The organism is Streptomyces axinellae, from assembly GCF_039532135.1.
GTDB lineage: Bacteria > Actinomycetota > Actinomycetes > Streptomycetales > Streptomycetaceae > Streptomyces > Streptomyces axinellae.
Genome location: NZ_BAAARJ010000008.1, coordinates 142926 through 166657, shown reverse-complemented (window position 1 = coordinate 166657; position 23732 = coordinate 142926). Strand labels below are relative to the sequence as shown.

Genomic DNA, 23732 nt, shown 5'->3' with positions numbered 1-23732 from the left:
GGGCCGGCACCCGGGGGAGTGCGGCCCGCGCCCGCGTCCCGGGGCCCCTCCTCAGTCGGCCGCCCGCGGTGCCGTGGGGGAAGCCTGCGGATCCAGGCTGTCCATCAAGGCACGGTGGCTGGCTCGCACATGCTCGCGCATCACCCGCTCCGCGCCGTCGCCGTCCTTCGCCCGGACCAGCTCCAGCACGTGGTGGTGCTCGGATTCCGAGCGGGTCGGGCGGCCCGGCTGGGACAGGGAGGTGTGCACCAGCCGGTGGTAGGCGAGCTGGTTCATCAGCGTCCGGTAGTGGTCGGCGAGCTTCGCGTTGTCCGCGCCGCGCATCACCAGGTCGTGGAACTCGTGGACAAGCTCCGCGTACCGCTCCTGGTCACCGTCGGCGACGGCCGCGTCGGCGCGGGCGAGGTTGTCGGCCAGTTCCTCCAGCTCGGGCACCCTGCCGCGCTGGGCCAGCAGCCGGGCCGCCGCCCCCTCCAGCAGTTCCTTCATCTGGAACAGCTCGGTGATCTCCCGCCGCGAGGGCGCCGAGACGAAGGTCCCCACCCGGGGCCGGATGTTGACGAGGCCCTCGGTCTGGAGTTGCTTGAGCGCCTCGCGCACCGGCGTGCGGCTCACACCGAACGCCTCCGACAGCACGATCTCCGACAGGCTCGTCCCCGGGGCCAGTTCACCGGAGATGATCCGCCCGCGCAGCTCGCTGATCACCCGGCTGCGGACGCTGGTGCCCCGCAGCGGCTGCTTGCGGAACGCCTGTCCCGCATCTCTTGTATCTGGCATGGCACAAAAGCTAGAGATTCCTCCACCTGTACGTCAAGACGGCTGAGCGCAGCCCGCCGAGGAATCCCGAACGGGCCAGCATCGATCCCGCGTTGGGAACCGACAGCCCGGCAGTACGCACGCAGGGTGCCCCGGCACCCTTCCTCATAACTGGTATGCAACAAGCGCGACATCCGGACCGAAGGAGTTCCACCCATGGACACCGCGCCCACCGGCGACGCCGGAGCAGCACAGCAACCCGACCGCGGCTACCGGGACAACATCGCCCAGATCGAGCCGTACGGTATCGACCACATCCCCGACGCGGAACGCCACGGCAAGGCCAGCTCCCAGTTCTTCATCTGGTTCGCCGCCGGACTCAACTTCCCGATCATGCTGCTCGGGTTCAGCGCCGCCTCCCTGGGCCTGTCCCTGAGCGCGGCGATCTGGGCCATCATCGCCGGTGCGCTCATCGGCTCCGTCGCCATGGGCGTCATGTCGCGCATGGGCGTCCATCTCGGAGTGCCGCAGCAGATGCAGGCGCGCGGCCCGCTCGGCTTCGTCGGGAACCTGCTCCCGGTCGCCTACATCAACGTCTTCGCCGGGGTGGGCTGGGCCGCCGTCACCATCATCCTCGGCGGGAAGGCTCTCGGCGCACTGATCGGCGTCCCCTTCTGGGTCTGCGCGGTGGTCCTCGCCGCGCTCCAGCTGACCGTGGCCGTCTTCGGCTACAACATGATCCACTACCTCCAGCGGATCCTGACCTTCGTCCTCTTCGGCCTGTTCCTGCTGGTCACCATTGTGGCCTTGCAGCGCGGCAGTTCGGTCCTCGAAGCCAACCCCGCGGCCTCGGGCTACACCGGCGGCGCCGGAGGCTGGGTCACGCTCGGCGGTCACTTCCTCGCCTTCCTCATCGCCTGGCTCCCGTTCGCCTCCGACTACTCGCGCTACCTGCCCGGCACCCCCCGCGTGAGCCGCGACGCCGGGCTCTTCACCGCGGCCGGCAACTTCCTCACCCTGTCCTGGCTGGGCATCACGGGGGCGGTTCTCGCCGGGACGACCGACTCCAGCGACCCGATCACCGCTTTGAAGGACCTCACCGGGCCCTGGGCCGTACCGGCGATGCTCGCCATCTTGCTGTCGTCCTTCTCGCAGAACTTCCTCAACGTCTACGGCGGCGCCATCTCCCTCCAGACCCTGGGTCTCCCCCTGCGCCGCAGCACCTGCGTCACCCTGATCTGCGTAGCCGCGCTCGGCGTCAGCCTGTGGGCGGCGGACGGCATCTACACCTCCTTCGAAGTGTTCCTCAACCTCACCGCCTACTTCATCGCCCCCTACGTCGCCGTCCTGCTCATGGACTACTACGCGGGCCCGCGCCGGGACCGCTCCCGCCTCCCGGAGCTGTACGACCGCGGGCGCGTACTCGAATGGGGCGCCGTCGCCTGGGTGGTGGGCACGCTCAGCTCGGTGCCGTTCTGGAACTCCTCCCTCTACACCGGCTTCATCGCCAGGGCCCACCCCGAGTGGGGCGAGGTCTCCTACTACATCGGCTTCGCCGTCGGCGCCCTGGTCTACCTGCTCACCCGCGGGCTCCCGCCGCTATGGCACCGCTCCCCCGGCGGCCAGGCGGCCGGCGCCACCCTCCCGGCCGGCGAAACCCCCGACGTCCCGCACGCTTCGGGTGCTTCGAAGCCCCGTGACGCCTCGGGTGCCTCGGACACCCCGGGTGCGTCGGGTGCCCCGGGCACGGGGAACGCCCGGGACGGCCGGCCCGGGGCCGAACTCACCACCGACCGGCCCGGATCCTGAGACCGCACCGGCCGGAAGACCGTGACGCGATCTTCCGGCCGGTGACACGCGTACGGGTGGCACGCGTGCAGGTGACTCGTACAGGTGGCACGCGTACAAGTGACTCGTACAGGTGGCGTCCGCCCGGGGCCGCTGGCGGTCCGGGCGGGCTGGTCAGTCCGAGGTCACGCCGCTCAGTTCGTTCGGCTTCCGCTCGAAAGTGCCGGTCGTCTTCTTCTCGCCCGAGCCGAGATCGAGCGCGTGGATCTTCTTCTGCCCCGGGTCGGTGACGTAGGCCGTCTCCCCCCGCACCCACAGTTCGGGCCGGGGCTGCTGCCAGTCCATCGGCTCCCGCCACTTGCCGACGACGGGGAAGGTGTCGGTCTCCTTGCCGCTCTCGGGATCGAGGACGTGGATCTTCCCGTCGGTGCCCAGCACCAGCGCCTCGCCCTCCGGACCCCGGGCGAGGGATTTGAAGCTGTAGCTCGTACCGAGATCGACGAGCTTCATCCGGCCCGTTCTGGTGTCGATGAGCGAGACCTGTTCGGGGCGCTCCAGTTCCGCCTCCGGGTCCTTCTTGTAATCGCCCAGAACCACAGCAGATTTCCCGGTGCCCTTCTGATTGCCGATCCGGCCGTAGTCATCCGGGCTGTCCACCTTGCGGATCTTTCCGTCCTGGTAGACGAGCACCCCGTCCTCGCACCCGATGACGACGGCCTCGCCCTTCGCCGTGGCCTCACCGTGCACCTCCGGGCATTTCTCGTTCCGCGTCACCTCTTTACGGTCCTTGTCGAGGACGGCAATTCCCTTGCGCTTCTTGGCGGTTCCGAGGGTGGTGACCAGTTCGCCGTTCGTCAGCCGCACCGAGACGCCGTGGTGCGGCGAGGGGGAAGTGTACGTTTCCGTTCCCGGCTCGCCCTTCCGGAGATCGGCGGGATCGAAGATCCGGGTCTCTCCGGTCCCGTCGGTGAACAGCACCGTCTTCCCGCCGTGCAGCACGACGTGTCCGGGCTCGGCACCGGCGAACGTGATCCCGGTCAACTTCTGCCGGGCCGCGTCCAGCACCCGGAATCCGGCGGGGGTGGAGACCATGATGTGCTGATCGTCGCCGGCCGGATTGACGCGGTTGTACCCCTTCAGCGGCACATCGCCGACGACCTTGAGGGACTCGCCGTCGAGGACGTATATGCCGCCGTCGTAGGTGACGGCAAGGGGCTTGGTGACGCTGGAGCCCCCCTGCTCGCCCTTGCTTCTCGCGGCGCCGGACTCCTCGCCCTCCGCGCCGCACGCGGAGACCGCGAACGCGGAGAACAGGAGGGCCGAGAGGGCCGTTGCCCTTCTCCTGTGGAATCCGTATGTCATCTGAGAGCTTCCTTTCGCGTATCTGGGTAAATCGTCAGGACTTCGAGAGCCCTCGTACGACGGAATTCGTGTTCGAGCGCATCATCTGAAGGTAGGTGGCAGCGCCCTGACCTTTTTCGGTGAGCGATTCCGAGAAGAGCGGGATCACCTCCACATCGACCTCGCTCTCCAGTTTCAGCACGCGGGCGAGGCGGTCGGGCTGCGAGGAGTCGGCGAAGATCGCCTTGACGCCGGCCTTTTCGACAGTGGCCGCCAGGGATGTGAGGTCGGCGGCGCTGGGCGAGGCGAGAGTCGTACCGCTGGGTATCACCGCGCCGACGATGCGGAAGCCGAAACAGTGGGCCATGTACCCGAAGACGTGGTGGTTGGTCACCAGTTTGCGCCGCTCCGGAGGAACCGTATCGAGCCTCCCGCGCATCCACGTGTCGAGCCGGTCGATTTTCCGCGCGTAGGACTCGGCCTGTTTTCCGACAGCTTCCTTGTCGACGCCCCCGACGTCCTCGCGCACCCTTTCACCGATGACCCGGACGGCCTTCTCCACGCGATGGGGGTCGGTCCAGAAGTGCGGGTCCGGTTGCCCCGCCGTCTTGTCGCTCCGGTACGGGAGAGGCGAGACGGACTCGCCCACACCGAGTGCCGGAACGCCGGCTTCCTTGGCGGCCTCCACATGGCGCAGCACGTTCTCTTCCAGCCCGAGGCCGTTGTAGACCACGAGGTCCGCGTTTTCGATCTCGGCGGCCTCGGCGGCCGAGACTCCGAAGGAGTGCGGATCCGCGTTCGGCTTCATCAGCACCTTCACCTCGGCTTCGGCGCCGACGACATGGCGTGTGAGGTCGCCGAGGATGTTCGTCGTGACGACGACGGTGGGGCGGTCGTCCGTCTTCTCCGCGCAGCCGGTGAGCCCGATGAGCAAGGCGCACGCGAGAGCGGCGGCCACCGCACCGGCACCTCGCCCGGAACCCACTCGCCTCCGCGCTCGGGTCTCCGCCCGCGGCTTCGGGGGCGTTCCGGCCCGCGTTCTCGTTCCCGCCTTCCTCCGCACGCTTCCGTCACCTGCCCGTCTCGACCATGTGGGTGGGTGCGAAGTCGAGCGAGAAGGAACGTGCCTTACGGAGATCGTCGTTGTAGTCGATCTCGTAGATCTTCCGGTCCCGGATGTCGTTGACGTACGCGCGGTTCGCGTCGATCTCGACAACCGTCCGGGCGGCGTTCTCGCGGGACGGCTTCTTCACCATCTCCTTGCGCGCGATCTGTTCTCCGTCGGAGATGTCATAGGACTTCAGCGTTCCGGAAGGGTCGAGTGCCACCAGTGGAGCCCCTTCGCCCGCCGCGTTCGCGGCGATCACGGGCCCGGTCTTCACCAGCTTCCAGTGGCGCTCCGTCACATCCAGCACCCAGACTCCGCGGTCGCCCGCCTTTGCCGTCAGCGTGGTGCCGAGGGATCGGTGCTGAAAGGAGCGGGGCCGCTCCCCGGAATCCACTTTCCGGCCGAAGGGGATCTTTTCCGCCACCGGCTTCCCCGATTTCCCCGAGGTCACGAACAGCGCCCCGTCCGCGCACCCGAATACCGCCCCGCGGCGCGTCACTGCGGCGCCGCGCAATTGGGGGCAGTCCTCTTTCAGCATGGCCCTGGTCCTGCCCCCGGCATCGCGGGCCGCGACGACCGTGCTCCCGCCGGGCCCGGAAACGGGTACGAACGCGTACTCCTCGTACGGGACGACGGGTCCTCGGCGCGCGTCGTGGAGGGTGGCCGTCTCGTGCGGCCTTCCCTTCTCCATCCGCGCGCGGTCCAGGAGTTTCGCGGTGCCGTCGGCGAAGGTGACGGCGGTCAGCGAAGGACTGCTGTGGACATGCTCGGCCCGCTTCCCCGAAACGTCTCCCACCGCGCGGGCCTTCGCACGGTAGTAGTGGGTGTGGTCGCCGTGGTCCACCATCCACGCCCCGCTGTCGAAGACTTCGGAGCCGCCTGGTCCGTTGGCGTAGGCGAAACGTCCGTCCGTGCTCCAGCCGACGGCCTTCTCCGCCCGGCCGAGTCGGGTGGTCCCGCCTTTGATGAGGTCCAGCAGCCCGACCGCGCCGCTTTCCCCGTCGGACACCACCAGCCGGGACTGCTGTTCCGCGGTCTCCTCCGCCCCTTCGACATATCCATGCGGCTTGGCGGAGGGTTTCCCGTTCGCCGTGCTCTTTTCTGTGCCGCGGCCGTCACGGCTTCCGGCATCTTCGCCGCACCCCGCGAGGACGGAGCCCAGCAGGAGAGCGGCGGCGAGCGCCGGGGCGGACATTTTTCGGTTGCGGATCATGCTTTGTGCTCGCATTCCCTTCGGTTTTCGGCAGAGGTGCCGTCCGGTGCGCCGGATGAGGGCGTATCAGTGCGCCGGTTGCGGACACTGCGGGGAATTCGGGCGCCGCGCGGCATTCGGGCGGCTGCGCCCAGTCGGTTCCGTATCCCGGCGGCGCAGACGGAGAGGAAGAACAGCAGCACGGCGACGGCGGCGATGGTCGCCCCGGCCGCTGTGCCGAGGTGCCAGGACAGCGACAGCCCCGCGAAGGTCGCGCTCACCCCGCACGCCGCCGCCGCGCACATCACCGCCGGAGTGCGCCCGGCCCACGGCAGGGCGGCGGCGGGCGGCGCGATGAGCAGGCCGAAGACCAGCAGCGTGCCGACCACGTGGAACGAGGTGACCATGGCGAGGGTGACCAGCCCCAGTAGCGCGGCGTGTGCGAGGCGGGGGCGCAGCCCGAGCGTGTGCGCCTTGCGCTCGTCGAAGACGAGCGCGACGAAGGAACGGTGACCGAGCGCGGCCACCGCCAGGGTGACCACGAGCGCCACCGCCAGGTTGACCAGATCCCCCTCCCGCACCGCCAGCACGTCGCCGAAGAGGAATCCGGTGAGATCGACGGCGAAGGACTGGGAGCGCGAGACGATGATCACCCCGAGCGACAGCATCCCGACGAACAACAGCCCGATCCCGGCGTCCTGGGAGAGCCGGGGCGAGCGCCCCAGCACCGTGACTCCGCAGGCCATCACTCCCGCACTGACCGCGGCGCCGAGCAACGGGTTTCCGCCGTAGAGCGAGGCGATCGCGACGCCCGGCAGCATTCCGTGCGACATCGCGTCGCCGAGGAACGTCATGCCGCGCAGCACCACCCACGTTCCGGTCACCGCACAGATCAGGGACACCAGGATCCCGCTCCAGAGCGCCCGCTGGACGAAGGCAACTTCGAACGGGCCGGTCAGCCATTCCATGCGCCGGACACTACAATGAAAATGATTGTCATAACAACAAAGGAGTCTCGTGCCCCCTCGCCCCACCCGCCCTCACCCCGCGCCCTCGCGTTCGGCGCCCTCTCCCACCGGACAGCCCGCGGTCGAGCTGCGTGACGCCGCCGCCGGTTACCCGAGGCGGCCCGTGCTGCGTCAACTCGACGCGGCCGTACCGCAGTCGGCGCTCACCGCCGTCGTCGGCCCGAACGGCTCGGGCAAATCGACCCTGCTGAGCGTGCTCGCGGGCGTGCTCCCGCTCGCGGCTGGCAGCGTCGTACGAGCCCACTCCGCACGCCCCGCCCTCGTCCTTCAGCGCAGCGCCGTACCTGACGCGCTCCCCCTCACCGTGCGGGACACGGTCACCATGGGGCGCTGGGCGCACCGCGGCCCCTGGCGGCGCCTCAACGCCGAGGACCGGTCCGTGGTGGCGCACTGCATGGAGAGGCTGGGCATCAGCGAGTTGGCGGGGCGGCAGCTCGCCGAGCTGTCGGGTGGGCAGCGCCAACGCGCCCTGGTCGCCCAGGGGTTGGCCCAGGAGTCCGATCTGTTCCTCCTCGACGAGCCGGCCACCGGGCTCGACGCGCACGCGAAGGAGAGCATCCTGACCGTGCTCGACGAGGTGGTGGCCCAGGGCGTGACCGTGGTGCAGGCGACGCACGACCTGGCGGCGGCCCGGCAGGCGGACCACTGCCTGCTGCTGCGCGACGGGCACCTCGTGGCGCGGGGCACGCCCGAGGCGGTGCTGACCGAAGGCATGCTGCGGCAGATCTGGGAGCTGCCCGCCCCCGCCTGAGCGTCCGCCGGTGCCAGGACCGCACCGGGCCCGGCGACGCCTGAAGGCCCGCCCCGGGACTCTCCCGGGCCGTCCCGGGGCCCGCGTCCCGGAGTCCCCTCGGGACATCGGACACTGGTAAGGCATCTCCCCGTCTCCCCGCCCGGCGGCGGACGCTGTCGGCGCTGACCGTCTCCGCCGTCGGCCGGGCCGGTCCCGTCCGGCCACCGGAGTCCCAGAGGTGACGCAGGACACAGGAACTCCTCCCGTGCCGCGGAGAGGAAACGGGTGTGAGGGACTCAGAAGACGAGGTACGCCGCCGCGTACGCGAGGGGGACCGCGAGGCGTTCGCCCAGCTCTACGAGGACTGCGCACGCGCCGTCTACAACCACGCACTGCGGTTGACCGGCGACTGGGCGACGGCCGAGGAGATCATGTCCGATACGTTCTTGACCGCGTGGCAGACCCGCGCGGGTGTGCGGGAGGAGGGTGGCTCGCTCCGGCCCTGGTTGCTGGGCATCGCCACCCACAAGGCGGACAACGCCCGCCGGGGGCAGCGCAGACGGCTGCGGTTCCTCGCGCGTCAGCCGCAGCCGCGGGCCGAGGAGGACTTCGCGCCACAGACCGCCGGCCGCATCGACGACGCGCGGCGGCTGCGTGCCGTGCAGTCGGCCCTGGGCCGCCTGCGGCGCCAGGAGCGGGAAGTGCTCTCCCTGTGCGTGTGGTCCGGCCTGGACTACCAGCAGACCGCCGACGCGCTGGGGATCGCCGTCGGCACCGTACGGTCGCGCCTCTCGCGCGCCCGCAGCAGGCTCGCCCGGCTCGCTGAAGAGGATCTGGAACTCCCCGCCACCCGCGGAGAGGTGAAGAGTGTGGCCGCGATCGCGGCCCTGCCCGTGCGGGAGGAGACCACATGAGCGACAAGAGCACTTCCGCTTCCCAGGAGCGGCACGGCGACGACCGGGAAGAGATCGCGCGCCTGCTGCCGGCCCCGGCCGAATGGGAACTCCCACGCGAGCAGCACCTTCGTCACAAGGAACTGCTGATGCAGCACATAGACCGCGAACAGGCCACCTCCCCGCGGCGGAGCAGGCGGCTGCTGCGGCCCGCCGTCCTGGCACCGGCCACCGCGCTGGCCCTGGCGGGCGCCCTCACCGCGGGCGTAGCCCTCACCGGCGACAACGGGAAGGCCGGCGCCGGGGGGCAGCAGACAGCGGCGGACGCCCGGCCCGCCGCGGCCCTCCTGCACCAGATCTCCGACGCCGCGGGGAAGCAGGACCCGCCCCACGTGAGCGACGACCAGTTCGTCTACACCAGGACGAAGTCCCAGGGCGCCGAGCTGGCCAGCGGGAAGGCCGTCATGGAACCGCTCAAGGAGAGCGAGTCCTGGACATCGCAGAAGCCGGGGCCCCAGCTGAAGCTGGGCCTCGTCAAGTCCGACGGTGAGACCTGGCCGATAAACGCCCAAGCCGGCGACACGAAGGGCACGCCGCCCGGCCTCTACCGGCCCACCTACCGCTGGCTCAGTTCCTTGCCGACCGATCCGGACAAGCTGCTGAAGTACCTGTACGCCAAGACGCGCAAGGTGGAAGCCAGGGAACAGGACCAGGCGGTGTTCGAACAGATCGGCTCCCTCCTCGGCGGTCTGATGCCACCTCGTACCAGTGCCGCGCTCTACCAGGCCGCGGCCAAGATCGAGGGCGTCACCAGGGCCCCGAAGGCCCACGACGCACTCGGCCGCACGGGCCTGGGCATCGCCAGGAACGACACGCGCAACGGCTACCGGACCGAGTGGGTCTTCGACAAGCAGGACTACTCGTTCCTGGGCTCCCGCAGCTACCTGATCAAAGACCGCCCGTACGGGAAGTCCGGAACGCTGATGAGCAGCAGCGCCGAGCTGGCACACGGCGTCGCCGACAAGGCCGGTCAGCGGCCCACGGCGCCGGAGACGACGCGGATGACCTCCGGAAAGAGCTGACCCCCGGGTCCGTGCCGCGCCGGCCTGCCGTTGTGCCGGCCTGGAACAGGCGAGCGCCCGCCCTCCGCTTGGCGAATTCCGGAGGGCGGGCGCTCGCCTGTTCCGGGGACGCGCCTTGCCGACGAGGCGTCAGCCCTGTCTCCTCCACCACGAGCGGAACACGCCGGAGGGGTCGGCCTGGGCCGCCGCGGCGAAATCCTGGAAGTCCATGTGCGCGAGCGCGAGATTCGTATGGATCTCCTGGACCCCCGTGGAGACGGTACGGAATTCGTGGCCGAACTCGACCATCTCCTCGTACGCCCCGTCGTCCTTCAGCGCCTCGCGGGTGAAGGCCGGGACGGCCAGCAGCGCGTGGTGGCCGCCTCGCATCGTCGTACGGTCGGCGAGGAAGACCACGCTCAGTTCCTCATGAAGCTGTGCGTCCGCTTCGATGGCGGCCTGGACGTCGCATACGCTCGCGCCGGCCCAGGCCGGGTCGTCGACGAGGCACGGCGTCGGCGTCCCGTGGGGCTCCCCCAGCCGCTCCGCCAGGGCTACCTTGACGGCCTGCCACGCCTGCTCGTCCTCGTAGTCCGTCCTGACGACCACGGCGTCGAACTCGCCGCGACCGCCCACATCAAGGGGCGCCTTCATGACCTGGTCCGTTTCCGTCTCCGAAGCGCGTGATGAATCCGGGCGGGAGCGCGGCCGGCGGGCGTCCGCTGGATTCCTCGTAAGGGGGTGGAGGTGCCCATTGGACGCGGTACGGGGTTGCCGGCCGCGCTCCCGTCCCGGCCCCGCGGTGTCCTGTCGGCCCGGAAGGCTCCCGTCTGACCGGGCCGGCTGGTGGTGCGGGGTGTGGCGAAGGCCCGTGAGGGCCTTGCCGGTCTGGGTGGCGGATGAGTCGTGGTGCCCGGTGGTCACCGGGCCGTACACCACCTTCGATGGCCCGCGCGGCAGGAAAGTTCACGGCAGTCCCGGAAAACTTTTCGGGACACACGGCGAACGACGTCACCTGCCAGACCGGTGACGGGGCAGCACAGCACACCCGCGAGCGACATCGCGGCCCCAGGCCGTGGCACAGCAGCCCTCTCCACGCGGAGCCGTCAAAGGGAGCGGCCACGCGCAGCGGTCAGAGGGAGCGGCGGAGCGGCCCACCTCAGAAGGGCTTGCGGGCCACGGCTCCGTACATGGCGATGTCCACGTCGCGGATCTTCTCGTCGTCCGGGTCCGGGCGCCACTTGTGGACCTGGACCACGCCGGGCTCTTCGAGTTCGAGACCGTCGAAGAAGGAGGCGGCCTCGGCGTGCGTGCGCAGCACCATCGGCATGCCCTCTGCCGCGTACCGCTCGGCGACCCTGCCCACCTCCTCGGGGGCGAAGTCGGCGGTGCCGATCGTCGCGGCGAGGTAGCTGCCGGGCGGCAGCGGGGCCAGCAGCCGTTCGACCAGGCCGTGGTCGTCATCGCCCGGGTGAATGAAGTGCAGGATGCCGATGATCGTGAGCGCGATCGGCTCGTCCAGGCTCAGGACTTCCCGGAACCTGGCGGATTCGAGGATGGCGTCAGGGTCTCGCATGTCCGCCTGAACGTAGGCGGTCATGCCCTGCGGGGTGCTGTCGAGCAGCGCCTGCGCGTAGTTCAGGACGATCGGGTCGTTGTCGACGTACACGACTCGCGCCCTCGGCTCCACCTCCTGGACGACCTCGTGGAGGTTGGGCGGGGTGGGGAGGCCGGTGCCGATGTCGAGGAACTGCCGGATTCCGCGCTCGCGCGCCAGATGACGGCTCACTCGGTGCATGAACGCGCGGTTCGCACGCATGTGGACCGGCAGTGCGGGCCATACCTGGACCATCGCGTCGCCGGCGGCCACGTCGGCCTCGTAGTGGTTCTTGCCGCCCAGGATGTAGTCGTAGACGCGCGCCGAGTGCGCCACGCCCGTGTTGATCCGCTCCTGCGGGTGTCCCGTCTCCTTCATCACAGCCCCAATTGATCGCCCCCGGCCGTACACCGGCGAACCGGCCACGGTGCCAGGGGATACGCCGCGCTCTTCCCGACACCCTACGTCCGCGCCCCGCCGAACGGCCCGCCGCCCGGACCAGCGCCCCGGCACGGCGGCACTCGACCGGTTCGGGGCAGCGGGCAGCGGGCAGCGGGAGCGACAACGCCACGGCCAGGTGGGTGACGGCACCTTCGAGGACAAGAAGGAGCCGTGGAGGTCCTGGAGCGGGACAGCCCGTTCGCGAGGGTCGAGGCGAGTCTGGAGGCCATGACCGACTACGCCCGCAACTGACCGGGACTCGGGCCCGATCGCCGCGCCCGGCACCTTCTGGCACTCAGCGCCGGGAGGGGCCGGGCGCGCTGCCGTGTGTACGGGTACCGGCAGTACGGACTTCCGAGTCCTTTCGCGCTGTCCCGGCCGGCCCTACGCGGTCCGGTACGCCCGGAGGAAGGTCCGCACTCCCTCGACGACGAGTGGCCGCACACGGGCGTCCTCCACGGCGTTCGCGGAACCGAGCCTGTCCAGCGCGACGCCGAAGGTCAGCGCGATGAACTGGTCGGCCGCGAGCCGGGGATCGGGGACGTGGAGCAGCCCGGCCGCGGCTAGGGCTGCGAGCCGCTCGGCGAGTGCCTCGTCGGGGGTGTCGGCCATGGTGTTGTAGCCCCGGTGCGGCAGGTTGCGGGATTCCGCCCGGACCAGTCGTTGCAGCGTCGCGTACTCCGCCGAGCCGAGCATGTCGGTCGCGATGCGCATCGAGAACGTGACCAGGGCGTCCTCAAGGCCGGCGGCCTCGGTGCGGTCGGTGAGGCCGGTGAGGGTCTCATCCAGGGTGCGCCGGACCGTGGAGATCATCGACTCGCCCACGGCATCGACGACTGCCCGCAGCAGCGTCTGCTTGTCGCCGAAGTAGTCGTAGACCGTCCGCTTGGACACCTCGGCCCGAGCGGCGATCGCATCGACGCTGGAGCGGTCGAAGCCGTCGGCGAGGAACAGTTCCCGGGCCGCCGAGAGGATGGCGGCCCGCTTCCGGGTGGACCCCTCGCGCAGTGTCTTCGTGGTCGGCATGGGCCTACCTTAACGGATCCACACTGCACGGTGTAGTGTAGTTCTCGGTTCGGCGCCTGCCGCACTCCTGCACCGTTCCACCCGGCGAAGCCGTGCCCGCACCAACTCGGGCACCGCCCCCCGGGCTTCACCCCGCCCGACGGCCCCGGGCCCGTCCACACAGCACCGCCCACACCGCCCCCGCATGAAGGGCCGCTGTGTCCGCGCCGGGCCCGGCACAGCGCATCGCGGCGCAGCGCCACGCGTAGGACCGACCGACCCCTTGTTCGCCCGTAATCCGCCCGTTATCCGCCGGGCAACGACGAAAGGACGACCATGACCGTGACTCTGGCTCCACCGGTCCGCATCGGAAAGGCCGCTGTCGGAGCCCTCGGCCTGCTGGCGGTCGCCACGGGGGCCCTGGAGTCGGTGGTGACACCGACGCTGCCGCTCCTGCAACGCGAGCTGGACATGAGCCGGGCCGAAGGGGCGCTGCTCAGCATCATGCTCCTGATCACCGGGGCGCTCGTCACGCCAGTCGCGGGCAAGTTCGGTGACCGTTACGGCGGAAAGCGGGTCCTGGTCCGGCTGATGGCGGTGGTCTCGACCGGCGGCCTGGTCTCGGCACTGGCGCCGAACCTGCCCGTACTGCTGCTCGGCCAGGTGTTACAGGGCGCGATGGTGGGCGCGCTGCCCCTGTCGTTCATCCTGGTGCGCAAACACCTCCCGCCGGGAGAGTCCAAGGTGGCCATCGGGACGGTCAGCGGGCTGTTCGTGGGCGGCGGGATGGCGGGCACACTGTCCGCCGGACCCGTGGCGGAAGGGCTCTCCCGGCACTGGATGTTCGCGCTGCCGACGTTCGCGGTCATCGGGGCCACCCTGCTGGTGAACAGGCTGCTGCCGCGTGACGAGCCGGGCCGCTCGGACGAGGCCAGGATCGACTGGCCCGGCCTGGCTCTCTTGAGCGGGACGCTGGTCACGCTCATGCTCGTGCTCGCGACGGCGCCCGAGGCCGGCTCGCAGCCACTCGTGCTCGGCGCCCTCCTCCTGTTGCTGGGCGCCTTGGTGACCGGATGGATCGCAGTTGAACGCCGGGCGGCCTCACCGATGGTCGATCTGCGCATGCTGGCACGGCCCTCGGTCTGGAAGTCGTGTGTGCTGACGTTCGTGATCTGCGTCGGCACCTCGGCGGCGCTGTATCTCATTCCGCAGCTGTTCGATGTGCCGACCGATGAGTACGGCTTCGGGGCCAGCGCCACCGAGATCGGCTTCTATCTGCTGCCCGGCACCGTGGTCGCCACCTTGGCCGGGCCGCTCAGCGGGGTCTGGTCACGGCGCTCCGGCTCGCGTGCCGTGGTCACCGCCGGGATCGTCCTCATGGCCGTCGGCCTGGTCGCCCTGGCCGCCCTGCACTCCGAGATCTGGCACCTCGTCGTCGGCAAGATGTTGATCGCGCTCGCCAACGGGCTGTGCGTGACGGCGATGGTGACCCGCACCGCCACATCCGTCGATCAGGGCGACACCGGCATCGCCACCAGTCTGGTCCTGGTGACCCGGGTGGTCGGCTTCGCCGTGGGTTCGCAGGCCAGCGGTGCGATCCTCACCGCCGCCACCCCTTCCGGGTCGCATGTCCCGGCCGAATCGGCCTTCGTCACCGGCTTCCTCACAGCCGGTGCCGTGACGGCGGCGGCCCTGCTTGTCGCCCGCACCATGAGCAAAGGAGTCAAGGAATGACCAGCACCGGTCTGTTGAGCGATGCCCCTGACAGGCCCGCGCGCCGGGTCCTGATATCCGGGGCGAGCATCGCGGGGCCCGCGCTCGCGTTCTGGCTGAACCGCCAGGGATTCGCGGTCACGGTGGTCGAGAAGGCCGGCACGCTCCGAAACGGTGGCTACCCCATCGACGTACGCGGCACCGCACTTGAGGTCGTCCGGCGGATGGGTATCCTGCCGCGGCTGCGGGAGGCGCACATCGACCTGCGCCGGCTGACCTTCCTCGACGGGGACGGTGGCGAGGTGGCCTCGCTCAGCCCGCACGCCGTCACCGGCGGTGTCGCGGGAGAGGACCTGGAGGTGCGGCGGGGGGATCTGACCGACGCTCTCTACGCGGCGGTCCGTGACGACGTGGAGTTCCTGTTCAACGACTCCATCGCCACCCTCGACCAGTCCGGCCACGGGGTGGACGTCGCCTTCCACGGGGGCGGCAGGCGCACGTTCGACATGGTGGTCGGTGCGGACGGCCTGCACTCACGCACCCGCGAGTCCCTCTTCGGCCCCGAGGAGCAGTTCCACCGGTACCTCGGCTACTGCTTCGCCGTGTTCACCATGCGCAACACCTTCGGGCTCTCCCGCGAGACCGTGATGTGGAACGCCCCGGGCAGAGCGGCAGCCCTCTACGCCGTGGGGGACGGCGACGAGGTGCACGCCTTCTTGAACTTCGCGCACCCGGAACCGCCGTTCGGCGCGTTCCGGAATCCGGAAGCCCAACGGGAACTGCTCGCCACGGTCTTCGCCGGGGCCGGATGGGAGGTCCCCGGCATGCTCGCCGCCCTGCGCGAAGCAGACGACGTGTTCTTCGACGGGGTCAGCCAGATCCGCATGCCCCGCTGGTCCAGCGGCAGGGTCGCGCTGGTGGGCGATGCCGCGTACGCGCCCTCGTTCCTCACCGGACAAGGCTCCAGCCTCGCGCTGGTGGGCGCGTACATGCTCGCCGCTTCCCTGGCCGGCCAGGACCACGCCACCGGCTTCGCCGGCTACGAAGACCGCACCCGCGCGTTCGTGACCATGAACCAGGACCAGGTCGGCGAGGGCGACGCCACGCTCTTCCCGACCACCGCTCGCGCCCTGGAGAAGCGCAACGACATGCTGCGCCATCTCAGCGCCCTGCCGACCACGGAGCCACGACCGGCCCATTCGGCCCTCACTCTGCCCGAATTCGCCCCCATGGGGTGAGCCTGGCCCGACGCCGCCGAGCCGGGCCCCGGCGCTGATGACCGGGGCCCGGCCGACGCTGTCGTTGCCGGGGGCATGTAACGTGTTCTTCACCGGTCTGTCCGGTGATGTTCGTGCGGCTGGGCGGCTTCACGGATACGGGGAAGTTTTCTGACATCGCGGTGAACTTTTCCGCTGCGCCGGTCATCGAAGCTGATGGACGGCCCGGTAACGGGGAGCGCGAGCAGGGAGTCGAGGGGCAAGTGATGACGGGGCATGAGGGCATGGCGGACCAGCCCGGTGGGCAAGCCGGCGGCAGGGCACTGCCCACACGCGTCGCCCGGCGAAGCGGACCGGTCCCCGCCACCGGCGAAGCCTCCGTGCCGACGATCAGCGCCCTGACCCCCGCCGGCGGCACCGGCGCCTGACCACCACCCCGACCCCGCCGCGGGGGCCCGGCCGGCCGCCGGGCAACGCACCTCATCACCTCATCCGCCACCCAGACCGGCAAGGCCCTCACCGGCCCTTGCCGCACCCCGCGCCACTTGTCGGCCCGGTCGCACGGGAGCCACCCGGACCGACAGGACACCGCGGGCCGGGACGGAAGCGCGGCCGGCAACCCCGTACCGCGTCCGACGGACGCCCCCGCACCGGCGAGGAATCCAGTGGACGCCCGGCCGCCGCGCTCCCACCCGGACTCGATCAACGGGAGTCAGCTCAACAGTGCTAAGAGCCGCGCTTGCCCGCGCGCCATTCAGGTGCGAGCACCGACCAGATCTCGATGTCGTGCCGCATCCCCCGGCGCGGGTAGCTCTCCCGCAGGACGCCGTCCTTGGTCATGCCGAGCCGGCGGGCCACGGCGATGCTGGCTTCGTTGGCCGCCGCGACGTACCACTCCACGCGGTGGAAGCCCCGCTCCTCGGCGATCCAGTCGATGATCACGCGTACGGCTCTGGTGGCCAGGCCCCGGCCGGAGGCGGACGGCTCCAGCCAGCAGCCCGCCTCCGCGGTGCCGGTCCCGACATCCATCGTCCGGAAAAGGGCTCCCCCGACCAGCAGGCCGCGACTCCGGATGCCGTGGATCCGGCCGCTGTCGGTGGCCGCCTTCTCCGCGTACTCCCGCAGGTAGGCGCGGCTCGACTCCAGGTCCGTGACGACGTCCGGCAGTCCGATGTACCGCGCGATGAACTCCCGTCCACGATCCATGTGGTCCAGGAACTCCTCGGCCTGCCACGGCTCCAGGGGGCGCAGCAGGCCCGTGCCCTCGTCATCCAGGGGTATGGCGTACATCGTTGCTCTCCGTCTCCGTCGCCGCTGCCGGGTCCGTCTTCGCCGTCGGCTCTGCCTCGGCCGCTGTCGCTGTCTCCGCCGCCGGGGCGGCCCGGCCGTTGTGGGGGCCGGGAAGGTGGCGAAATCCTCCTGTACCGGGGAGATGTGAGGAAGCGGTCACACGTGGTGTGGTCACCTGCATATTTCAAACGTCATAATCACGTAACTGCCCACAACCGTTTACCTTTCCGACCGATCAAAGACGCGTGTGGTTCAGGTTGACCCCCTGTGTGCCGCCTTCTTCTCACTCCCCAAGCTCGACCTCATAGCGCAAGGCAGGTTTCCTCGTGGCTTCTCAGATACGTACGACCGCTGTCGTCCTCGCGGGCGGCACAGGGCAGCGGGTCGGTCTGTCCATACCGAAGCAGCTGTTGAAAATCGCGGGCAAGTCTGTGATCGAGCACACGTTGACCGTGTTCGAGCACGCCGAGGACGTCGATGACGTGCTCGTCCTGATGACGCCCGGCTTCGTGCCCGAGGTCGAGAAGCTGGTCGAGAAAGCCGGACTGACCAAGGTGCGGCAGGTGCTGGAGGGCGGCGCCGACCGCAACGCCACCACGCAGAACGCCATCGCCGCACTGAGCGAGGGGCTGACCGAGGGGGAAGAGCGCTACGTGCTGTTCCACGACGCCGTGCGCCCCCTGCTCTCCCAGCGCGTCATCCGCGAGTGCGTGGCCGCGCTGGACCGCTACCAGGCGGTGGACGTGGCCATTCCGTCCGCCGACACCATCATCGTGACGCGGCGGCACGGTGCGGACGGGGAGTTCATCACGGACGTGCCGGACCGCTCGCGGCTGCGCCGGGGCCAGACCCCGCAGGCGTTCCGGCTGTCCACGATCCGCCGCGCCTATGAGATAGCGGCCCTGGACCCCAACTTCCAGGCCACCGACGACTGCTCGGTGGTACTGCGCTACCTGCCGGACGTGCCCATCCACGTGGTGGCGGGCGACGAGTACAACATGAAGGTCACCCAGCCCGTCGATGTCTTCCTCGCCGACAAGCTCTTCCAGCTGGCGTCGGCCGCGGCACCCGAGCGGTCGGACGCCGAGGGGTACGCGGAGGCGTTGCGGGGGCGGACGATGGTGGTCTTCGGCGGCTCCTACGGCATCGGCGCCGATGTCGCCGCGCTCGCCGAGGGATTCGGCGCCCAGGTGTTCGCCTACGGCCGCTCCACCACCGGTACCCACGTGGAGGACGCGGAGCAGGTGGCCGAAGCACTGGAGCGGGCCTACGCCGCGACCGGCCGCATCGACTTCGTGGTCAACACCGCCGGGGTGCTGCGCGTCGGGCAGCTCGCGGAGACCGACCTGGCCACCGTGGAGGAGGCCCTGCGGGTCAACTACCTCGCGCCCCTGCACATCGCGCGCGCCTCGCACAAGTACCTCGCCGAGACCGGCGGCCACCTGCTGCTCTACACCTCCAGCAGCTACACCCGGGGCCGGGCCGGCTACAGCCTCTACTCCTCCTCCAAGGCGGCCCTGGTCAACCTGACCCAGGCGCTGGCGGACGAGTGGGCGGTGGACGGGGTGCGGGTGAACTGTGTCAATCCGGAGCGCACCGCCACCCCGATGCGCACCCGCGCCTTCGGACAGGAGCCTCCCGGCTCGCTGCTGAGTTCCGAGGCCGTCGCGCACGCTTCCCTCGATGTGCTGCTGTCCGCCATGACGGGCCACGTCATCGACGTCCGCCAGCAGGACCCCACCCGCTCCCCCGCCGCGGCCTCCGCGTTCGAAAAGGCGCTCGCCGCCCAGCTCGACGAGAGCCTGAGCGAGGGCATCGACGGGCAGGACAGTCATGACGCGGCCGGGCAGGACGCGTCCGGGCGGGGCACCGGCGGCCGGGGCATCGACGCGGGGCTGAGCGCGCACGCAGAGCTGAGCGAGAACGGCGAGCACACCGAGCACACCGAGCACAGCGAGAACGAGGTCGTCGCATGATCCGCATGACCGAAGAACGGCGCGAACGGCTGCTGCGCGCGGCCCGCGTCGGCTCCGCCGGGGAGCTGGTCGCCGGCGCGGTGCTGGTGTGCGGCTTCCCGCTGCTGCTGGCCGCCGCGCTGCTGGCGCAGCTGGAACTCTTCGCCGCGGTGAGCGCCGCGACCTACCTGGCCGACCACTTCCTGCACCGCCGCTCCAGCTACCTGCTGAGCAGAATGGCGAAGGCGCGCGCGGGCCTGGGTGTCCGGTTCCTGCTGCGGCACCTGATGCTGGTGCTGCTGCTGACCCGGCTCAACTTGTCCGACAGCACCGCCCTGGCCGCGATCAGCTGCTTCGTCGCCTTCCACGGGCTCCAGGTGCCGCACAGCGCGCTCTCCACGCTGCTGCGCAACCGGCACCGGCTGCCGGTGGCCACCCTCAACATCGACCTGACCCGGCTCGGTGTGCCCGCTCCCCCGCCCCAACTGCTGCTGAACAGGGGCGCGGAGAAGATGCAGCACCTGGATCTGTTCGCGGTGGCCGGGGTGCTGGCCGCGGCGGCGGGCGCGCCCGCGGGGGTCGCGTACGCCGGTATCGGTGTCACTCTCGGGCTGGCCGCCTTGTATGTGCTGGCGCTCGCGGCGTATCTGCGCCGGGGCAAGCTGCCGCCGCGCCGCGAGAAGGTGCTGGAGTGGTTCGACGGCTGGCTGGCCGAGCACCAGCCGGACACGGTGCTGTACTTCTCCGGTTCGCCCGAGTCCACCTACCAGGTCTCGATGTGGCTGGAGACCATGGAGGACCTGGCGCGCCGGGGGCTGCGCCCGCTGGTGCTGCTGCGCGAGCGCCACACGCTGGAGACCCTGGCCCCGACGACCGTGCCGGTCGCCTGTGTGCCCTCCGCCGTGCACCTGATGAATTTCGACCTGTCCATGCTGCGGGTGGCGCTGTATCCGGCGAATGTCGGCAAGAACATCCACCTGCTGCGCGAGCCGACCATGAAGCACGTCTTCGTCGGTCACGGCGACAGCGACAAGATCGCCAGCGTCAACCCGTACAGCAAGGTCTACGACGAGGTGTGGACCGCCGGGCGGGCCGGCCGGGACCGGTACGCGATGGCCAACGTCGGGGTCCGCGACGAGGACATCGTCGAGGTGGGCCGCCCCCAGCTCGCCCCCGTGGCCAGCGGACCGCTGCCGCGCCAGGGCTCCGCCCCGACCGCCCCCACCGTGCTGTACGCGCCGACCTGGGAGGGGTGGACCGACGATCCGGGCAACACCTCGCTGATCCTGGCCGGGGAGCACATCGTGCGCGCCCTGCTCCAGTCGCCCGACCCGGTGCGCGTGATGTACAAACCGCATCCCTTCACCGGCACCCGCTCGCCGCGTGCCCGCGAGGCGCACGAGCAGGTCACCGCGCTGATCCACGCGGCCGGCGGCGACCACCAGGTGATCACCGGTCCCGAACCGAAGCTGTACGACTGCTTCAACATGTCGGACGCGCTCATCTCCGACATCTCATCCGTCGTCTCGGACTGGATCGCCAGCGGACGCCCCTACGCGGTCACCGACTCCGCCGAGCTGGGCGCGGAGGAGTTCCGGCGGCAGAACACGGCGGTGCGGGCCGCCGTCATCCTGGACAACCAGGCCAACGGCATCAGCCAACTCCTGGCCGCCCTGCGCGATCCCGCCGCCGACCCGCTGGCCGCCGCACGCACCGAGTTGAAGACCTACCTGCTGGGCCCCACCGGCAGCGACCCCCTGGCCCGCTTCGAGCTGGCCGTCAAGGAGCTGGCCACGAAGGCGGGCCTGCGCAACCTGGAGTCCGTGACGCATGACTGACACGATCCCCGAAGAACTCGCCCGCGGCCTGCGCTACTTGCCCGAGGCGAACGAGGAGGAGCGCGCCGCCTTCCTCACCTCGGCGCGCGCCCACTGGAGCGCGGCGGGCGGCCCCGAGCGGCTCGCGCCGCCCGAGCGGCTCGCCTGGACGCTGGTGCGTGAGGGCCGGCTGGATGAGGTGGTGACGCTGCTGCGCTACCAGCGCGAGCACCCCGGCGGCTTCCAGGTGCGCGGACTGCGCCGGGCCCGCGCCATCTTCCCCGGCGTGGGGCAGGTGCCGCTGCGCGGCGCCGAGGACCTGCCGGTGCGTACGAAGCTGACGGAGCTGGAGTGGCAGGAGGACGGGCGGCTGCTGGTGCGCGGCTGGGCCTACCTGGCCAATGTGCCGGTGGCCGAGCGGCCCCGGCTGCCGAGGATCGGCCTGGCCTGGCGCAAGGGCAGCCGGCGCCGGGTGCCCTTCACCGTCCGCTCGGTGCGGATGCCGGAGGCGACCGCGGCGTCCAAGCAGGCGCTGCACTGCTACGACTGGTCCGGGTTCGAGTTCCTCCTCGACCCCGCGAAGCTGCCGGGCGGCGGCAAGCCCGGCGTCTGCCATATCGGTCTCGTCCTGCCGGGCCCGGGCGGGCCGCACGGGGCGCAGCTGGTGAAGAACGTCGTCGGCTCCGGCGGCCACACCCAGGTGCAGCACACCACCGAGGGCAGGCGTCTGGTGGCCGGGTTCGACTCCAAGGGGCGGCTCCAGATCACCTTCGACGCGCTGCCCGCGGAGATCACCGGTCACCGGCAGGACGGCTCCGTACTGGAGCTGACGGTGCGCCGGCACGCGGCGAACGTCACCAAGCTCCAGATCGGCGAGCACCACTACACCGTGGCCGAGGACGGCACGGTCCGGGTGCCGATGGCGCGGCTGCAGGAGGTGGAGAGCCCGCACGGCAAGACCCACGACTGGCACTGCCATGTGCTGCTGCCCGACGGCAGCAAGCGGCGCGCCAACGTCTCCCGGGACTTCGCCGCCGGCGCCTACGAGCTGCCCGGCGGCCGGGAGGTGGCGCTCACCACGGACGGCCCCGGCCTGCTGAAGATGCACGACCGGGCCCGCCAGCCGGTGGTGGACTCCCTGTCCTGGACGCCGGAGGGCACGCTGCTGCTGGAGGGCGTCTACACGGGCCCCGGCGAAGGGGCGAAGCTGGTGCTGCGGCACGGCGGCCAGCACGAGGAGAAGCACCTCCCGCTGAGCTTCGACCCGCAGACGCGGCGCTTTTCCGCCGAGGTCCGGCCGCTGGAGATGGCGACCTACGAGCCTGGTGTGACGCTGCCGCTGCGCAAGGGCCGCTGGTACTTCTCCTTCCGCGCCGAGGGTGTCACCACGCACCGGCGGGACGTGCCGGTCAAGCTGCGCGCCGACCTGGTGGGGCGGCTCCCGCTGGAGCACTACGAGGGGCCTCGCGGCTACCGGATCCAGCGGCGCTACTTCGACCGCATCTACCTCGAAGCCCTCTCCCCGCTGGGCGAGGACGAGCGAGGCGCCTACCGACAGCATGTGCTGCGGACCGAGTTCACCCCCCGGCAGAAGGAGCTGCCGCTGCGCGAGGCCGTCTTCTACAACAGCTTCGGCGGCAAGCAGTTCTCCGACTCCCCGCGCGCCGTCTACGAGGAACTGGTGCGCCGGGGCGTGGAGGTGGAGCACCTGTGGTCCGTCTCGGACGGCCAGGTGCGGCTGCCGGAGGGGGTCACCGCGCTGGAGTGGCACTCGAAGGAGTGGTACGAGGCGCTGGCCCGCAGCCGGTACGTGGTCACGAACGTGGGGCTGGGCGACTGGTACACCAAGCGGGAGGGGCAGACGGTCGTGCAGACCTGGCACGGCACCCCGCTGAAGAAGATCGGCGCCGACCTGCTGGGCACGCCCAAGGCCAACCCGGCCTACATCGCGTCCCTGCCGCACCGCTTCCGGCAGTTCGACATCACGGTCTCCCCCAACGCCTTCTCCACACCGATCATGAAGCGTGCCTTCTGCGCCGAGGGCGAGGTGCTGGAGTCGGGCTACCCGCGCAACGACATGTTCCACTCGCCGGAGCGGGTCGCCGTGGCGGCCAAGGTGCGCGAGACGCTCGGCATTCCCGAGGGCAAGAAGGTGGTGCTGTACGCGCCGACCTGGCGGGATGACCAGCGGCACGGCGGGCAGCGCTTCAAGCTCGACCTCCAGATCGATCTGGCCGCCGCCGAGCGGGAGCTGGGAGAGGACCACGTCTTCCTCTTCCGCAAGCATCCGAAGATCCTGGACGCCATTCCGGGCGCGGGTGAGGGGTTCGTCTACGACGTATCGGGCTACCCGGACATCGCCGAGCTGTATCTGCTGGCCGATGTCCTGATCACCGACTACTCCTCCGTACTGTTCGACTTCGCGCACTCGGGCCGTCCGATGCTCTTCTTCACCTACGACCTGGAGCACTACCGCGACACCCTGCGCGGGTTCTACTTCGACTTCACCGAGCGGGCCCCGGGCCCCCTGATCAAGACGAGCGGGGAACTCATCGCCTCCATCCGCGACATCGACACCGTGGCCGACGCCCACAAGGACCGGTATGCGGACTTCGTCCGGGACTTCTGTGAGCCCTCCGACGGGCTCGCCACCGCCCGGGTCGTGGACCGCATGCTGGAGCTGGGAGGCGTCTGACTCATGGGCGTGGGAGAAGGAGCGGCGTCCGGTGCGTGCGATCGCAAGGCGCCGGAGCGTCCTCGTGGCGGAGCCACTTGGGCGTTGCGGCAACGCCGCTGG

The 23732-nt window shown here is 70.4% G+C and carries 19 protein-coding genes; 10 read left to right on the top strand and 9 right to left on the bottom strand.

Annotated features, from left to right (window positions below; translation table 11 throughout):
• Positions 1 to 51: 51 nt before the first annotated feature.
• Positions 52 to 777, bottom strand: a complete 726-nt coding sequence (locus ABD339_RS14255) for a GntR family transcriptional regulator (RefSeq protein WP_344565924.1) — start codon at positions 775 to 777, stop codon at positions 52 to 54.
• Positions 778 to 972: 195 nt separating this feature from the next.
• Between ABD339_RS14255 and ABD339_RS14250 the strand changes: the two genes are divergently transcribed.
• A complete protein-coding gene (locus tag ABD339_RS14250) occupies positions 973 to 2565 on the top strand; it encodes a purine-cytosine permease family protein (protein WP_344565922.1) in 1593 nt (530 codons plus the stop codon).
• 153 nt (positions 2566 to 2718) lie between these two features.
• Here ABD339_RS14250 and aztD read toward each other — a convergent pair whose 3' ends face one another.
• The 4 genes from aztD to aztB all read right to left on the bottom strand — a co-directional run bounded on the left by aztD (position 2719) and on the right by aztB (position 7153).
• Positions 2719 to 3906 carry a zinc metallochaperone AztD gene (aztD, locus tag ABD339_RS14245; RefSeq protein ID WP_344565920.1) on the bottom strand — a complete coding sequence of 396 codons (1188 nt, stop codon included), beginning with the start codon at positions 3904 to 3906 and terminating at the stop codon, positions 2719 to 2721.
• Between the two features lie 34 nt (positions 3907 to 3940).
• Positions 3941 to 4870: a zinc ABC transporter substrate-binding protein AztC gene (aztC, locus tag ABD339_RS14240; protein ID WP_425575980.1), complete on the bottom strand. Its 930-nt coding sequence runs from the start codon at positions 4868 to 4870 to the stop codon at positions 3941 to 3943.
• Positions 4871 to 4955: 85 nt separating this feature from the next.
• Complete coding sequence (locus ABD339_RS14235) at positions 4956 to 6206, bottom strand: hypothetical protein (protein ID WP_344565915.1); 1251 nt, start codon at positions 6204 to 6206, stop codon at positions 4956 to 4958.
• Positions 6203 to 7153: a zinc ABC transporter permease AztB gene (gene aztB / locus ABD339_RS14230; protein WP_344565913.1), complete on the bottom strand. Its 951-nt coding sequence runs from the start codon at positions 7151 to 7153 to the stop codon at positions 6203 to 6205. The genes ABD339_RS14235 and aztB overlap by 4 nt, the downstream gene beginning before the upstream one ends.
• A 127-nt stretch (positions 7154 to 7280) precedes the next feature.
• On the opposite strand from aztB, the gene aztA reads away from it, so the two are divergent.
• From aztA to ABD339_RS14215, 3 genes are all read left to right on the top strand, one after another.
• Complete coding sequence (aztA, locus tag ABD339_RS14225; protein ID WP_344566135.1) at positions 7281 to 7964, top strand: zinc ABC transporter ATP-binding protein AztA; 684 nt, start codon at positions 7281 to 7283, stop codon at positions 7962 to 7964.
• A gap of 269 nt (positions 7965 to 8233) precedes the next feature.
• Positions 8234 to 8860, top strand: coding sequence for an RNA polymerase sigma factor (locus ABD339_RS14220; protein WP_344565911.1), 627 nt, complete (start codon positions 8234 to 8236; stop codon positions 8858 to 8860).
• On the top strand, positions 8857 to 9921 hold the full coding sequence (locus tag ABD339_RS14215; RefSeq protein ID WP_344565909.1) for a CU044_5270 family protein: 1065 nt from the start codon (positions 8857 to 8859) through the stop codon (positions 9919 to 9921). Before ABD339_RS14220 ends, ABD339_RS14215 begins: the two co-directional genes overlap by 4 nt.
• 129 nt (positions 9922 to 10050) lie before the next feature.
• On the opposite strand, the gene ABD339_RS14210 is transcribed toward ABD339_RS14215, so the two are convergent.
• From ABD339_RS14210 to ABD339_RS14200, 3 genes are all read right to left on the bottom strand, one after another.
• Positions 10051 to 10554 (bottom strand): DUF6924 domain-containing protein, encoded by a 504-nt coding sequence (locus ABD339_RS14210; protein WP_344565907.1) that lies wholly within the window; start codon positions 10552 to 10554, stop codon positions 10051 to 10053.
• A 505-nt stretch (positions 10555 to 11059) separates the two neighbouring features.
• Positions 11060 to 11875 carry an SAM-dependent methyltransferase gene (locus ABD339_RS14205; protein WP_344566133.1) on the bottom strand — a complete coding sequence of 272 codons (816 nt, stop codon included), beginning with the start codon at positions 11873 to 11875 and terminating at the stop codon, positions 11060 to 11062.
• A gap of 447 nt (positions 11876 to 12322) precedes the next feature.
• Positions 12323 to 12964 carry a TetR/AcrR family transcriptional regulator gene (locus ABD339_RS14200; RefSeq protein WP_344565905.1) on the bottom strand — a complete coding sequence of 214 codons (642 nt, stop codon included), beginning with the start codon at positions 12962 to 12964 and terminating at the stop codon, positions 12323 to 12325.
• A 315-nt stretch (positions 12965 to 13279) separates the two neighbouring features.
• On the opposite strand from ABD339_RS14200, the gene ABD339_RS14195 reads away from it, so the two are divergent.
• The 3 genes from ABD339_RS14195 (at position 13280) to ABD339_RS14185 (ending at position 16301) form a co-directional block, all read left to right on the top strand.
• Positions 13280 to 14677, top strand: a complete 1398-nt coding sequence (locus ABD339_RS14195; protein ID WP_344565903.1) for an MFS transporter — start codon at positions 13280 to 13282, stop codon at positions 14675 to 14677.
• Complete coding sequence (locus ABD339_RS14190) at positions 14674 to 15894, top strand: FAD-dependent monooxygenase (RefSeq protein WP_344565901.1); 1221 nt, start codon at positions 14674 to 14676, stop codon at positions 15892 to 15894. Before ABD339_RS14195 ends, ABD339_RS14190 begins: the two co-directional genes overlap by 4 nt.
• A 245-nt stretch (positions 15895 to 16139) precedes the next feature.
• Positions 16140 to 16301: a hypothetical protein gene (locus tag ABD339_RS14185; protein WP_344565899.1), complete on the top strand. Its 162-nt coding sequence runs from the start codon at positions 16140 to 16142 to the stop codon at positions 16299 to 16301.
• A 298-nt stretch (positions 16302 to 16599) separates the two neighbouring features.
• Here the strand turns inward: ABD339_RS14185 and ABD339_RS14180 are convergent, their stop codons facing one another.
• On the bottom strand, positions 16600 to 17163 hold the full coding sequence (locus ABD339_RS14180; protein ID WP_344565897.1) for a GNAT family N-acetyltransferase: 564 nt from the start codon (positions 17161 to 17163) through the stop codon (positions 16600 to 16602).
• A 326-nt stretch (positions 17164 to 17489) separates the two neighbouring features.
• Here ABD339_RS14180 and ABD339_RS14175 point away from each other — a divergent pair, with 326 nt between their 5' ends.
• Genes ABD339_RS14175 through ABD339_RS14165 form a run of 3 tightly spaced genes read left to right on the top strand, consistent with a single transcriptional unit; the run spans position 17490 to position 23630 of the window.
• Positions 17490 to 19139, top strand: coding sequence for an SDR family NAD(P)-dependent oxidoreductase (locus ABD339_RS14175; RefSeq protein ID WP_344565895.1), 1650 nt, complete (start codon positions 17490 to 17492; stop codon positions 19137 to 19139).
• Positions 19136 to 20956, top strand: a complete 1821-nt coding sequence (locus ABD339_RS14170) for a CDP-glycerol glycerophosphotransferase family protein (RefSeq protein WP_344565893.1) — start codon at positions 19136 to 19138, stop codon at positions 20954 to 20956. The genes ABD339_RS14175 and ABD339_RS14170 overlap by 4 nt, the downstream gene beginning before the upstream one ends.
• Positions 20949 to 23630 (top strand): CDP-glycerol glycerophosphotransferase family protein, encoded by a 2682-nt coding sequence (locus tag ABD339_RS14165; protein WP_344565891.1) that lies wholly within the window; start codon positions 20949 to 20951, stop codon positions 23628 to 23630. Before ABD339_RS14170 ends, ABD339_RS14165 begins: the two co-directional genes overlap by 8 nt.
• Positions 23631 to 23732 lie beyond the last annotated feature (102 nt).

Coding starts and splice junctions, on each gene's coding strand:
- ABD339_RS14255 (WP_344565924.1), bottom strand. CDS start 777: ATGCCAGATACAAGAGATGCGGGACAGGCGTTCCGCAAGCAGCCGCTG.
- ABD339_RS14250 (WP_344565922.1), top strand. CDS start 973: ATGGACACCGCGCCCACCGGCGACGCCGGAGCAGCACAGCAACCCGAC.
- aztD (WP_344565920.1), bottom strand. CDS start 3,906: ATGACATACGGATTCCACAGGAGAAGGGCAACGGCCCTCTCGGCCCTC.
- ABD339_RS14235 (WP_344565915.1), bottom strand. CDS start 6,206: ATGATCCGCAACCGAAAAATGTCCGCCCCGGCGCTCGCCGCCGCTCTC.
- aztB (WP_344565913.1), bottom strand. CDS start 7,153: ATGGAATGGCTGACCGGCCCGTTCGAAGTTGCCTTCGTCCAGCGGGCG.
- ABD339_RS14215 (WP_344565909.1), top strand. CDS start 8,857: ATGAGCGACAAGAGCACTTCCGCTTCCCAGGAGCGGCACGGCGACGAC.
- ABD339_RS14210 (WP_344565907.1), bottom strand. CDS start 10,554: ATGAAGGCGCCCCTTGATGTGGGCGGTCGCGGCGAGTTCGACGCCGTG.
- ABD339_RS14205 (WP_344566133.1), bottom strand. CDS start 11,875: ATGAAGGAGACGGGACACCCGCAGGAGCGGATCAACACGGGCGTGGCG.
- ABD339_RS14200 (WP_344565905.1), bottom strand. CDS start 12,964: ATGCCGACCACGAAGACACTGCGCGAGGGGTCCACCCGGAAGCGGGCC.
- ABD339_RS14195 (WP_344565903.1), top strand. CDS start 13,280: ATGACCGTGACTCTGGCTCCACCGGTCCGCATCGGAAAGGCCGCTGTC.
- ABD339_RS14190 (WP_344565901.1), top strand. CDS start 14,674: ATGACCAGCACCGGTCTGTTGAGCGATGCCCCTGACAGGCCCGCGCGC.
- ABD339_RS14185 (WP_344565899.1), top strand. CDS start 16,140: ATGACGGGGCATGAGGGCATGGCGGACCAGCCCGGTGGGCAAGCCGGC.
- ABD339_RS14180 (WP_344565897.1), bottom strand. CDS start 17,163: ATGTACGCCATACCCCTGGATGACGAGGGCACGGGCCTGCTGCGCCCC.
- ABD339_RS14170 (WP_344565893.1), top strand. CDS start 19,136: ATGATCCGCATGACCGAAGAACGGCGCGAACGGCTGCTGCGCGCGGCC.
- ABD339_RS14165 (WP_344565891.1), top strand. CDS start 20,949: ATGACTGACACGATCCCCGAAGAACTCGCCCGCGGCCTGCGCTACTTG.